The 12498-nt window shown below is 69.0% G+C and carries 8 protein-coding genes and 1 tRNA gene; 3 read left to right on the forward strand and 6 right to left on the reverse strand.

The window, feature by feature from the left end; translation table 11 throughout:
• Nucleotides 1–152: 152 nt before the first annotated feature.
• Nucleotides 153–1400, forward strand: a complete 1248-nt coding sequence (locus K9U41_RS08500; RefSeq protein WP_282640411.1) for an Hsp70 family protein — start codon at nt 153–155, stop codon at nt 1398–1400.
• Between the two features lie 85 nt (nt 1401–1485).
• On the opposite strand, the gene K9U41_RS08505 is transcribed toward K9U41_RS08500, so the two are convergent.
• The gene (locus tag K9U41_RS08505; RefSeq protein WP_282640412.1) at nt 1486–4059 is read right to left on the reverse strand and encodes an ATP-binding protein; all 2574 of its coding nucleotides are present in this window, start codon (nt 4057–4059) and stop codon (nt 1486–1488) included.
• Here K9U41_RS08505 and K9U41_RS08510 point away from each other — a divergent pair, their 5' ends adjacent.
• The gene (locus K9U41_RS08510) at nt 4060–4734 is read left to right on the forward strand and encodes a hypothetical protein (RefSeq protein ID WP_282640413.1); all 675 of its coding nucleotides are present in this window, start codon (nt 4060–4062) and stop codon (nt 4732–4734) included. It abuts the gene before it with no gap.
• Here the strand turns inward: K9U41_RS08510 and K9U41_RS08515 are convergent.
• The 4 genes from K9U41_RS08515 to K9U41_RS08530 all read right to left on the reverse strand — a co-directional run bounded on the left by K9U41_RS08515 (nt 4713) and on the right by K9U41_RS08530 (nt 10636).
• Nucleotides 4713–5339: a hypothetical protein gene (locus tag K9U41_RS08515; RefSeq protein ID WP_282640414.1), complete on the reverse strand. Its 627-nt coding sequence runs from the start codon at nt 5337–5339 to the stop codon at nt 4713–4715. The two genes, K9U41_RS08510 and K9U41_RS08515, sit on opposite strands and share 22 nt — an antisense overlap.
• 28 nt (nt 5340–5367) lie before the next feature.
• Nucleotides 5368–6522, reverse strand: a complete 1155-nt coding sequence (locus K9U41_RS08520) for an endonuclease domain-containing protein (RefSeq protein WP_282640415.1) — start codon at nt 6520–6522, stop codon at nt 5368–5370.
• A gap of 188 nt (nt 6523–6710) precedes the next feature.
• Complete coding sequence (locus tag K9U41_RS08525; RefSeq protein ID WP_282640416.1) at nt 6711–7160, reverse strand: hypothetical protein; 450 nt, start codon at nt 7158–7160, stop codon at nt 6711–6713.
• Nucleotides 7160–10636: a CHAT domain-containing protein gene (locus K9U41_RS08530; RefSeq protein ID WP_282640417.1), complete on the reverse strand. Its 3477-nt coding sequence runs from the start codon at nt 10634–10636 to the stop codon at nt 7160–7162. Before K9U41_RS08530 ends, K9U41_RS08525 begins: the two co-directional genes overlap by 1 nt.
• A 239-nt stretch (nt 10637–10875) precedes the next feature.
• Between K9U41_RS08530 and K9U41_RS08535 the strand changes: the two genes are divergently transcribed.
• A complete protein-coding gene (locus K9U41_RS08535) occupies nt 10876–11823 on the forward strand; it encodes an aldo/keto reductase (protein WP_282640418.1) in 948 nt (315 codons plus the stop codon).
• Nucleotides 11824–12232: 409 nt separating this feature from the next.
• Here K9U41_RS08535 and K9U41_RS08540 read toward each other — a convergent pair.
• Nucleotides 12233–12308, reverse strand: a tRNA-Ile gene (locus K9U41_RS08540).
• Nucleotides 12309–12498 lie beyond the last annotated feature (190 nt).

A 12498-nucleotide genomic window follows, 5' to 3' on the forward strand; every position in this document is an offset into this window, starting at 1 on the left:
CTCCCCAACCCTCCCCCGCACGCGGGAGAGGGGGCAACCTTGCGCTTCATTTTAAACTGCGGCCCTATCCGCGCGCTTGATCTCTTGCGTTGCAGCACGACATGCTCTAGCAAGCGCCCCCTTGCGCACCCCGCACCCTGCACGGAGGCCCCATGACCGCCTGCGGCCTCGATTTCGGCACCTCCAACACCACGCTCGGCTTCATCGGCGCGGACGGACCTCGCCTCGCGCCCCTGGAGGGGGACGCCGATACGCTGCCGAGCGCCATCTTCTTTCCGCGCACGGGCGAGCCGTTGGTGGGCCGCGCGGCCATGGCGGCCTATGTCTCTGGCGAGCAGGGGCGGCTGATGCGCGCCCTGAAATCGGTGCTCGGCACGGCGCTGGTGGACGAGACCACCTCCGTCGGCCGGCTGCGGCTGAGCTTCCGGGCGGTGATCGCGGCGTTTATCGGCGCGGTGAAGGCCCAGGGCGAGACGGCGGCCGGGGGGCGGCTGGATCAGGTGGTGCTCGGTCGGCCGGTGCACTTCGTCGACGGCGATGCGGCCGGCGACATGCGGGCGCAGGACGTGCTGGGCGCCATCGCCCGCGAGATCGGCTTTGCCGACATTTCGTTCCAGTTCGAGCCCATCGCGGCGAGTCTCGATTACGAGCGTCAGGTGGCTGGCGAGGAACTGGCGCTGATCGCCGACATCGGCGGCGGCACGTCCGACTTCTCCATCGTGCGGATCGCGCGCGGGCACGCGAACCAGGCCGACCGGGCGTCCGACATCCTGGCCAACGAGGGCGTCCGCGTGGGCGGCACGGATTTCGACCGGCAGCTCTCCCTGTCCATGGTCATGCCGCTGCTCGGCCACGGCAGCCCGCTGAAGCGCAAGGGCCTGTCCATGCCGGTGGGGATCTATCAGGATCTTGCCACCTGGTCCTCCATCAACCGGCTCTATGACGGCAAGACCGCCCGCTCCATCCGCGAGCTGGAGCGCGACGCCGAGCGGCCCCAGCTGGTGTCACGCCTGGCGCGGGCGGTGGAGGACGAGCGCGGCCACAGCCTCGCCCTCGACGTGGAGACCGCGAAGATCCGCGTGGCCGAGGCGGGCAGGACGGTGCTTGATCTCGCGGTGCTGGAAGCGGGCCTCTCCGTGGGCATCGCCCATGAGGACCTGGTGCGGCACACCGGCCTGCTGGCGGATCGCATCGCGGGGCGGATCTCGTCCTGCCTCGCCACGGCGGGCCTCAAGGCCTCTGACATCGACGCCCTGTTCCTGACCGGGGGCTCGACGCGCCTCAGCCACGTGCGGGCGGCCATCTGCACCTGCGTGCCGCAGGCCCGGGTGATCGAGGGCGACACCTTCGGTTCCGTGGGCACCGGCCTCGCCATCGAGGCGAGCCGGCGCTACGGCTAGAGCGCTCTTTTTCTTTGAGTTTAGAGCGGGCTCCGATCAGCACGCGGCCATGGTTCTCGGGGGCCGACAGCGCGCCGCCGCGCGCCTATGCCCCGCGGATGCGGGCGCGGGCCAGGACCTCGTCGTCGGACGGTGGCGAACTGGGATGGTGGCTGAGGCAATTGGGCATGCGCAGCCGGGTGACGCCAAGCCCCTCGCTGGAGACATAGAACACCCCGGCGGACAAGGTGCTGATGTCGTCGACCCGCCCGCCCCGCGCCGCCGCCAGTTCCTTGGCCGCATCGATCTGGGTGGGATGGTTGAGGCGGCCGAAGAACTGCGTGGTGCAATTGCCGCTGATGGTGTTGTGGATGCCCTTGGGCGCCTGCGTCGCGAAGATCATGCCGAGCCCGTACTTGCGCGCCTGGGACACGAGCGAGATCGTGCTCTGGCGGCAGGCCGTCGCGTGGGCGGATGGAGCGAAGTTCTGCGCCTCGTCCATGACGAAGAGCCCGCCGAGATCGGTCTTGGCCGGGTTCTTCTTCAGCCAGGCGAACAGAGCCATCTGCAACTGGTTGACGAAGCTCTCCTTCACGCTTTGGTCGGGCAGGCCGACCAGGCTGATGACCGAGATGCGCGCCGACTTTCCGGGTTTCGGCGCGAACAGGAGCCCGGGGTCGAGCGGTTCGCCCTGGTCCCGCAGCAAGACGTTCAACTGGCGCTGGGCGATGAGATTGTCGGCGAGGCCCGCGGCGATGTTCGGCGCATTGCGAATATCGCTGATGGTGTCCGGCAGTTCGGCGAGAAGCGAGATGAAGCTGTAAAGATCGCCGCCGCCGTTGCGGGCAAAGACCTCTATGGCGCTCTTCAGGATGGCGCGGGCGCGGTGGGCTGCCTGTGTCGCGCCATCGCACCCGGCGAGGGGCGACAGGGTGGCGGTCGCCATGTCGATCGCCTGCTGCAGCTCGAACGCATCCCCGGAGATGGCGGCGAAATCCGGCAGGGGGCGCAGGTTGAGCGCGCGCCCGTCGGCCCGGCCCGGCGTCCAGATGACCACCTCGGCCGCCTCGAACAGACGGCCGGCCCGGCCGTCATCGCCCGGCGCCCAGCCCTTCGGCGGGGTCGGCCACGCCTCGCCCAGGCGGGCGAGATCGTTGTTGCTGTCGAGCACGATGGAAGAGACGCCGCGCAGCGCCGCCTGCTCCACCAGCCGCCGCAGCAACACCGTCTTGCCGGAGCCTGAGCCGGCGAACACCGCCACATGCTGGCGCAGGCGGGACAGGGGCAGCAAGACCGCCGCCGCGCCGTCCTCCGGGGCGCCCGGAAAGCCCACGGGCATGGTGTGGGGATCGTCGAGGTTCGTCGCGGAAGGGCGCGGTGGCGTGCCGTCCGCGGGGTCCGCCCCTGCCGTGCGGGGGCGGGAGAGCGCGTCGGCGGCCTTGCCGCTCTCCGCCGTGCCGACGGGCGGCAGTCCGCCGCCGGGTGCGGGGCCGCCGCCGTTCGAGCCGTTGGGCAGGCAGTGCGCGAACAAGGCGACCTGCCGTGTCGGCCGGCGGGCCCGCAACCACCCGGTCAGGCCCTGCGGCTGGGCTTCGATCATGCGTTTGAGGGCGCCGAGGATGCGGACTTCCTCAAGCGCGAGGGTGTGGACGCGCCCGCCATCCTGCTCCAGCTCGGCCACGGCCGCAGCCGTCGTCGCGCCATTGGGCCACGGCGTGCTGCGCAGGATGATCAGGTGGCGCAGCTCCTTCAGGAGGCCCGCGCCGGTGGCCGTCCTGGCCTGTCGCAAGCGGGAGCGCACCGTCGCATGGTGGGGGGCGCCGATGGCGCGGAACGACCAGATTTCCTCGGCCTCGGAGGCTTCGTCCAGGGACTTGCGCAGGCGCGCATGGAGGGCGGGGGTGCCTTTTCCGAAGTCGGTCTCGAAGGCGTATTTGCCTTCGTCGGCCCGTTCGTTGATCCAGGCTTCGAGGCCGGCGCGCAGGAGGGCCGGCACCACGGCGTCCTCGTCTGCGGGCGTGGGCACGCTGGCGGGGGCGGTGCGGAAATCCTCGAACATGCGATCGAGGGGAGAGTGGTCGTTCGGCGGGGGCAGCGTTCCGCCCGGTTGGGGGGAAATGGTCTGGCGGAAGGATGCCAGCTCGCTCACCGCGCTTGCATTGATGCAGCGGCCCACGTGCTGCGCCACCTCGGTAATCAGCTCGCGGGGGGTGAAATCCGGCAGCTTTTCCCGTGCGAAGGCGCTTCGCGCAATGGGCCAGGTGGGGTAGGGCGGTTCAAAGCCGGCCCGCGCATTGCCGGCGGCGAAGCGGCGCGCCACGATATCTTCGGCTATCGCCCCGTCTATCTGGCGCGACAAGGTGACGGGCGGGAGACGGAAACGGCCCCTCGCGGCGGCCACGGCGTTTTGTTCGATATATTGCATGGTCTCCGGGAAGCATGAGACGACCGTGAGGGTCGCCCTCGTGTACTCCTTCATGTCCATGAGGCCATGGGCGATCTGCGCCAGCTGGTCCGGCTGCTTCATCACCGCCAGCGTATCGAGCAGCACGTCGAGCTGGTCGAAGGCCATCAGTGTCGCGCCGGTCTGCCCGAGCAGCCACGACAGCGCGAAGACGCATCCTTGCGGGGAGAGGGAGGGCTGGCTGAAATTGAACGCCCGCTGGTCCGCCGTCTCCATATGCTGGCCAAGCAGCAGCAGTTCACCCTGCGCTCCGTGGGGGTGCGTGCTTTTGAACAGGAGCAGCGCCCGGAAGGCGTCCGCGATATCGCGGCCCTTCTGGCCCGAGGGCATTCGCAGTCCATGGATCCGGTTGCTTCGAAGTCGAGTGAGAAGGCCATCCACTGCTTTGCCGTCGAAATGAGGCCCGGCAAGCGCGCGGTATTCCGACTGGTCTTGAGAGAAGCCGAAGCGGTGAGCGAGACGCTCCGCCCAGATGTCGATCTGACGTGGTCCGCCGGGCAGCGTGCGTGTGAACCCATCGAGCAGGGCCGTGACGACGCATTCCCAGAAGGAGCGACCATCCAGAAGCTCGACGAGGAAAAAATACCCGCCCCGCTGCCATATCTCTCGCCGGGTCGCGCCCAGCAGGTGCGTCTTTCCAAGCCCTTTCCCGCCGACCAGGAAATGGCCCAGGGGCGATACGCCGATCGGAGGCTCCTCCAGAGAGGCTTCGGCTTCGCTAAAGGCGCGCAAGATGTTCGCCCGCTCGCCGGCGTGGAGAGCTTCCACATGCAGAACGGAATCGTGCCAGACGCTTTCCAGCGAATGCACCCAATCGAAACGATGCTTCTGGAGGGCTGCCAGTTCCCGCCCCATGGATGCGGCGGCCATCAGTCGAGGAACGCGAAGTGATGGGCCGGCGCGGCGCCGACGAGGAGGCTCGCCGCGCGGTCGTCCTCGGTCAGGGTCTTCTGGTCCACCACCGGCTCGATGCTGACGCGCCGCGCCCTCAGCAGCGCGATCAGGGCCGCGTCGACGGATGCCCGGTCGAAGCCGGGCAGGGCCTTGCGCAGGGCCGACAGGCGAACCCAGCCCTGGGGCCGCGTGACGAGAGCAAGGTAGGCATCCTCGATCGCCCGAGCCGCCGGGCGGGCATCGCCCGAGGTCGAGGAGATACCGCCGAAGACCTGGGCGGCGGACAGCTCCTGCGCCTCCATATAGGTGCTAAGCCGCGCGAGGACGGCGTAGAGGGCCTTGGCGGCGGAACTGCTCCGTGACGGCGCAGGAGCGGAAAAGTCCTTCCGCGCGGCCGCCCAGCCGCCGTCCGTCAACTCCAGATCGAAACTGCCGCCGGGAAGCCGCGGCCCCTGGACCAGCAGCCCCTGGCTCACCAGCGCCTTGCGATCCGCCGCCTCGAGCGAGACGATGCCGCCCAGGTCCCGGTTCCTCGCGCTGCCGCCGCGGGCCATGAGGGTGAGCAGGAGCAGGCGCTGATTGGGCTTCAGGTCGGCGGTCATGGTCCCGGCCTCCACAGGTCGAACCCGCTCAGGCAGGCTCGGCCCGGGCGGCGTCGATGTCTCCCGTGCCCGGCGAGACAGTGACGTTGCGCCGGAGTGCCAGAATCGCCTTCACCTTTGCAAGCGAAAGCTGCAAATCCGAAAGCACTTGCTCATTGGTTAGCCGGAGAATGAGGTATCCAGCCTGAAGCAGGGCGAAGTCCCGTTCCCGATCCTGGGCGTATTTTGGCTTCGCGCGATGGTCGTCGCCGTCGACCTCGACAACAAGTTTCTCCTGCTCCCACAAGATGTCCACCTTGGGCGCGAGCGCGACGGGGGCGATCCGGTTGAAGCTGAATCCGCGCGCCCAATCGGCTTGGCACAGGGACCGCCAGAGCGCCACCTCGGCCGGGCTGTTGGGGCTGGGGCGCCCCATGATGCCGCCGAAGAAAGGCTGGCTGTCGTCCCGGATGCCGGCATCCGGGCCGCTGTCCCGGCCGGCGTCGGCGATCGTCTGGTCGCCTCCGGTCGCGGTGCTGGTGATCGCGGTGCTGCCGATCGAGCGGAACAGGGCCAGCGTGCGCCAGCGCGCGGCGGGTTTCGCAACCCACACCGTCACGTCCGCGTGGTTGACGATCCATCGGCACAGGCCCTCGATCCAGGGGCCGAAATCCGCCTCCTCGCCCTGCGGGTCGAGGACGATGACGAGCCGGTGCGCTCCACTCGCCGAGGCGATGGCCGCACAGAGATCGCGGATTTCCCCGCCTTCGGGAAGCTCCGGCGTGCGCGGCGGCAGGTCTGCCATGGCAAGGCCGGCGGCCCGCCGCAGCCAGGCCGTGGAAACACCAAGCTGTGCCGCCTGCCCGTCCGCCGCACCGTGGATCACGGCCAATGCGATGGCCGAGGCCTCGTCATAGTCCGCGGCACCTGGAAACCAGGCCGGCCACAAGCCGCCCAGGGTCTGTGCGAGGCGATCCAGCAGGCTCTCGATCAGGGCCGTGAACGATGGCTGCGGCGCCAATGGATAAAGGGCGATCCGAATGCCGAGTTCCGCGCCGAGCGCGTCGCTGCTGGCGATCAACAGGCTCCGGTCCAGGTCCGCGAGGGTCGCCACCTCGCGCGCCATCGCCGACGCGGCAAGCTCGCGCCCGAGCCTGCCCGCCGATGGCGCGGTACCCTGTGCCATCGTGTGACAGCCGCTCAAATGCCCTCTCCGGACGGTAAAGCCAGAGCGCGATCCGACCAGATTGCCTCGATCCGACCGGTGAATCGCCCTTTCATTCTAGAGCGCTTTCCGTTCGCCTTGGCTCACTCTTCACGCGAACCGGTATCCACTTCGCTCGAAGACGCCCTAGCCTGAACTGCAAAGGCCGCAACGGTGGCCCCGCAAGCTCAGCCCAGCTGTTCTTTCCAATACTCGCAGACGACCTCGCCGGCCGCCGGCAGCAGGAGGCGGCCGAACAGGACGCCGACGATGGTCGCGATGGCGGGGCCGACATTGAATGCGCTGATCAGGACGCCCGCCACTGCCGCCGCGAGGGCTTCCGGCGAGTTGATCTTGAGGGAATCGAGAATGGTCTTGCGCGCATCCTGGTCGCCCTCGCCTCCGCCGCAGACGAGATCGTAGATCACCTTCTGCCAGCGCTTCAGCACCCGCCGGCCAATCTCCATGAGCCCGTCGAGCGGCCCCATGGTGGCCATGTCGATGGGCACGGACGTTGCCGGGGCGGCGAATTTCGCCGGCTCCAGGGCATAGGCCTTGGAATAGGCCCCGAGCTGTTCGAGGAGCTTTTCGTCGTCGGCCTGTTGAAGTTCGCCGATCACCGTTTGAATGTCGCTCATCATGGTCCTCCCATCCCAACGGCACGCGGCGGGATCAGCCGCGCATCGCCCGCTCCGTAAACCGAATAGCAGAGCCCCAGCGGATTGCGGCTTGCCTGAAGCAGGGTGAGCCGCGCTTGCCTTACCGCTTCGCCGATGGTGTCCCCCTGGAAGATCCGGCGCACGACCTCGCAGCCGAAGCGGTCGGCGAATACGGCGGGAATGGTCGCCTCGCTGCCGATGATGGCGCGCGCGCCCCGCGAGAGGAAGAAGCTCACGAAGGAATTCTCGACACCGTTCCAGAGTTGCGCCGACTGGCAGGTGTTGAGGAACAGGATTGGGGCATCGGCCAGCCTGGCGCCGTCCGGTGGCAGGCCCAGAAGCAGGTCGGTGAGCCGCACCGTCGCGAGGCTCAGGATCAGGGCGCTCGCCGGATCGCCCTGGCCTACCACGTCCTTCAGGGCCTGGAGTGCCGCAAGGCGTTGCTCGACTTCGGCGTGGGGAAGGCCCGGCGCGTTGCGCTTCAGCTCCTCCCGCACGTCCGCGAGCTTGGCGAGGGTGAGGTCGCGCAAGGCCATGGCCGAGGGTGTGGCCGGCGCCGCGGCATGCCCGTGGGCGTAAAGATAGATGAACTGGCCGCCACCCTTCAGCACCTCGAATAGATCCGCGGGACCCTTGATGAAGGGTTCGAGCAGGACCGCCTCGTCCGCATGGGCGGCGATGATCTCGGCGAGCCGGGCGCGGTGTTGCTCTTCGTTCGCGAACGGCCAGTTGCCGTAGCGGACCTTGATCGGCCGTCGGTCCCGCTCGGCCTGGGGGCGCGGATCGATGCCGTCTCCACAGCGCTTGACCTCGAGGACGAAGCGCAGGCCCCACAGATTGTCCTCCGGCTTCGGCCGCACCGCCGCGGCGCCCGAACCGGCGGTGGCGCTGTTGTCGATGCTGAGGATCTGCCACGGGAGGACAAGGTTTTCCGCCCCCTTTCCCAGCACGATCTGCACCACGGGGGCCTGCGGCAGGGCTTCCAGCATGATCTGGCCGAGGCTGAAGAAATCGCCGCCCGCGCCATAGTCGAACAGGGTGGTCATGACCTCATGGCCGAGGCGGGTGAGGTCGGTCAGGGTCCTGGCGCAGGCGGCGGGCGTCAGCTCCGCCTTGGCGAAGGCCTCTCCGAACACCGCGTCCAGCAGGATGTTGCGGAAGCGCGTCATGAAGCTGTCGAGCTGGTCGGCCCGCAGGCGCTTCGTGGCATAGGTCTGCGGCTGGCCCCCGGCATTGCCGAGGGCCACTGCGAAGCGATAGGTGGCTTCGGTGCCGGCCACGAGGTCGATGGCGATGTTGAGCGCGCGCGCGGCCCGCTCCAGCTCGATCGGCTCCACGCTCGTGCCCTGCGCCCGGCAGATCACCACTTTGAGGGCCGCGTCGTCGGGGGGTGAAAGGGGCTGGCCGGGCTGCAACTCCAGCCGGAGGTCGAGCTGGAGGTGATCGATCAGGTTCAGCCGATGGTAAAGGCGGATGCCGATGCGCCCGCGTCCCCCTCCGCGCTGGCGGAACGCCTTGACCCTCGGCGTGAGCTTGACCTCGGCAGCGGTCTGCGAATCCCCCGTCACCGGCAGGCGGAACGAGGCGAAGCGCCTGTCGATCTCGAAGGCACCGCCTTCCTCGTCGTCGAACTCGGCGGTGCTTTCATCGCTCACGATCACCCACACCGTTTCGGTCTGCGTCTGCCCCTGAATGGAGACGGGGGGCTGCTCTTCGCTGTCTTTCGTCAGGCCGAGCCGCAGGGCGCGCACCGCGATGCTCAGGGTGTAGGCGCGGCCGTGGACGAGGGGTTCCAGCGAACCCAGTTCCCGGCCCGCATCGAAGAGCTGGAGGTCGGTGAAGCGCGGAGCCGGCGCGGGGAGGGGCGCCGCCGCGCCCGCCCTGTCGATGGAAGCTGGCAGAGGCAGGTCCAGGTTGAGATCCTCGGCCTCGGCCTCGTCCAGGTCGAGGTCGAGCCGGTCGAAATTCCCGGCCGATTCGAAAGACGCATCCCCGTCGGCAACGGACTTGCTGGCCTGCACCCCCGCTGGCCTGGGAGCGGGGTGAGGCTCGGCGCGCACCGCCTCCTCGTCGGCGATGAAGTCGTCGAGGCGCTCGGCGGTGCCCAGCTCCTTGTACATGGGGCCGGGGCCCCCGAAGACGCTGGGCAGGACGGCGATGGCCTCGGCAAGCACCGCAAGGGCGATATCTTCGTTGTCCGTCCATGCGCTCCGTTCCGGCATGCGCCGGACGATGCGGTTCAGCCACGTGAGGGCTTCCGGCGTCACCTCGGTGGGGCCGATGCGGTGAAAGCGGATGCCAAGCCCGCGATCGCCAACGAGGATCCGGTCCAGCAGAATTCTGGCTCCCATGCGTTGGGACGGGTTGGACCCGTGAATCGCGCACCACACGAGCACCGGCAGCGCCACATCGGCGGACATGCGCGCGGTGACCCGCTGCGCGCGGAGCCGTAACGGTTCATCCCCGGAGAGAGCGGCATGGACCACGGCGAAGGCGGTCGGCCGGTCGGTGAAGTCCTCCAGCGTCTCGCAGGCGAAAAAGGCGCACAGGCGCGCGCTTGTCGCGCCTTCGGGGACGTAGCCGCGCGGCTCCGCCGCAATCTGCGCCATGACCTCGGGTCCCGGCAGGACGGTCGCGTCCTCGGCGAGCATGGCGAGCAGCGGTTCCGCCGCCTGCGTTCCGAACACCGCAAGCATGCGCTGGGCGGTGAGCCGCGTGCGCTCGTCCTGATTGGTGATCGCCGAAGCCAGGAGGCGCTCGACGGCGCCATCCATGTCTCCCGTGTCGAGGCGGGCAAGCGTATCGGCGAAGGCCGCTTCGAGCCGCGCCCGGGCCGCCTCGTCGTTGCCGAAATTCGAGAAGTCGCGGCAGGCATTCTTAAAGACCCATCGGGCTGCCCGCGCGGTCCGCTGGCTGGCGTCCGGTTCTTCGTCGTCGTGGTCCGGCTGCTCCTGTCGCGGCCCGATGCGCACGCGGTGCGCAACAAAGAAGGGTTGGAGCAGGCGGAACGGGCCCGGCCGCGCGATGCGGTCGACCAGTTGGCTCGTCGATCGTTCCCAGTGGTCGCTGTCGCCGGCCGTGGCCGCTTCCACCACCTCCGGCGTTGTCTCCAGGATGCGGGCGGCCAGCGGCACGCCGTCGCCGCCGGCCCATTCGATCGCTATGGCCAGAATGGAGGCCTCGGCGACGGGCAGCGGCTCGGGCAGGTGGGCCTGGCGTGCGGACAGGAGCGCGGCCGCGCCCTTCGGCGCCAGCCACGGTGCCGCCCGCGCCGCGCCGATCCGGACCTGCTCTTCAGGATCGGCCAAGGCGGCTTCCAGCGCCCGCAAGGCGGCGTCCGGCACCATGGATCGGGCGTCGAGAAGACTGCTGGCCTTGCCATGGGCCGATGCGGCCCTGGCCGGGTCGAGACGAGACCAAAGCCATGCCGCGGCCTTGCGCAAGAAGGCCCGCATATCGCCCTCCCCCAGCAGTGGTGCAACTTTCGGCTGTTTTCCTGAATCGTCAAGCGTCGTCGCTCCGGCTGGCAAAAGAACCGCGCGGCGTCGCCGTTGGAGCCGGCTTTGTCCTTGAGCCGCTTGATCCGTGGACGCTCCGGTGCCCGAGGGTTCATTCCATCGGCCGCCGCCGCCCGCTATGGTGTCGCCCGACAGCAGCGGCGCGTCCGGCGCTTCCAACCTTCGAGGACATCTGCGTGGACAAGCGCGTGCTCGGCACCTCCGGCATCAGCATCGCCCCCCTCGCCCTCGGCGGGAACGTCTTCGGCTGGACCGCGGACGAGGCCACCTCCTTCGCCATCATCGACGCCTTCGTGGCGCGCGGCTTCTCGCTGATCGACACCGCCGACGTCTATTCCATCTGGGTGCCCGGGCATACCGGCGGGGAATCCGAGCGCGTCATCGGCGCCTGGCTCAAGCGCGGTGGGCGACGGGACGCCATCCATATCGCCACCAAGGTCGGCATGGACATGCGGACCGCCGGCAAGGGCCTCTCCAGGGCCCACATCGTCGCCGCAGCGGAGGCGTCACTCCGCAACCTCGGCACCGACCATATCGACCTCTACCAGGCGCACATCGACGACAACACCGTGCCGCTGGAGGAGACGCTGGAAGCGTTCGCCCGCCTTGTGGAGGCCGGCAAGGTGCGGGCGGTGGGCGCCTCCAACTATACCGCTCCCCGGCTCGCCGAAGCCCTCGCCGCGAGCGACGCCACCGGCTGGCCGCGCTTCAGCGTGCTGCAGCCGCACTACAATCTCGCCAACCGCGCCTTGTTCGAGGGGGCGCTGCAGGCGCTTTGCCTGACGGAAAACATCGGCGTCATCCCCTATTTTGCCCTCGCGGCCGGCTTCCTCACCGGCAAATATCGCCGGCCGGAAGACCTGGAGGGCAAGGCGCGGGGGGGCACCGTCGCCCATTATCTCGATCCGCGCGGCCTCGACCTGCTCGCCGAGATGGACAAGATCGCCATGCGCCTCGGCGCGACGCCGACGCAGGTGGCCCTCGCCTGGCTCATGGCCCAGCCGGGCGTCACCGCCCCCATCGTCAGCGCCTCGAGCCTCGCCCAGCTCGACGACATCATGGCTGCGCCCGACCTCGTCCTCGATGCGGCGGCCCTGAGCCGGCTCGACCGCGCCAGCATCTGAGGCATGCGGGCTGCCGCCGATCTCTTCACCCCCCATCGCTCTGCTGCACCCGGGAGCGCATGGTTCATCCCCGACCTGTCCGTTGCCGCCTACGGTCGATGCCGACGGCGGCGCCGCGGCGAGGCTCACGCCCGGATATGCGCCAAGGCTGGCGGCCCGGTGCTTTGCGTCGTGACGGAATCCACACGCCACAGCTTTCCGCCCGCCGGCGAGACGACGAGGCAGAGCCCACCAGAACATGGAGTTTGAAAGCCCTTTCGGCCGGCTTTGCAGTGCGGCCGGCTTTACAGTGCGGCGGCCGGCGTCTGACCGCATGACGCTATTTCCGGGGGCGGTAGGAGCAAAGCGTACCGTACATGCCATTGCACGATGCCTGTGAGGTGGCGTGACGCCTTGTGGTGCAAGAATTTGGTGGGCCCGGCAGGACTCGAACCTGCAACCAGACCGTTATGAGCGGTCAGCTCTAACCATTGAGCTACAGGCCCCCGGCATGGGGCGGCTCGGGCCGCCGCCGGTTGCGCCTCTCGTCTAGCAATCCCGTCGCCGGCGAACAACAGGAGAGCGCATCCGGCGGCGCCGGGCGGGCGGAAAACGCGTGGACGGCGGACAGGCGCGGATCGGCCTGCCCCATTGGCGCCGCCTTCGCAGCGTCGTCTCCCGCCGAAGGCTCCGGCG

It is taken from the genome of Xanthobacter autotrophicus, assembly GCF_029991245.1.
GTDB classification, from domain to species: Bacteria; Pseudomonadota; Alphaproteobacteria; order Rhizobiales; family Xanthobacteraceae; genus Xanthobacter; species Xanthobacter autotrophicus_C.

Coding starts and splice junctions, on each gene's coding strand:
- K9U41_RS08525 (WP_282640416.1), bottom strand. CDS start 7,160: ATGAGCGACATTCAAACGGTGATCGGCGAACTTCAACAGGCCGACGAC.
- K9U41_RS08510 (WP_282640413.1), top strand. CDS start 4,060: ATGCTGGCCAAGCAGCAGCAGTTCACCCTGCGCTCCGTGGGGGTGCGT.
- K9U41_RS08515 (WP_282640414.1), bottom strand. CDS start 5,339: ATGACCGCCGACCTGAAGCCCAATCAGCGCCTGCTCCTGCTCACCCTC.
- K9U41_RS08505 (WP_282640412.1), bottom strand. CDS start 4,059: ATGGAGACGGCGGACCAGCGGGCGTTCAATTTCAGCCAGCCCTCCCTC.
- K9U41_RS08500 (WP_282640411.1), top strand. CDS start 153: ATGACCGCCTGCGGCCTCGATTTCGGCACCTCCAACACCACGCTCGGC.
- K9U41_RS08530 (WP_282640417.1), bottom strand. CDS start 10,636: ATGCGGGCCTTCTTGCGCAAGGCCGCGGCATGGCTTTGGTCTCGTCTC.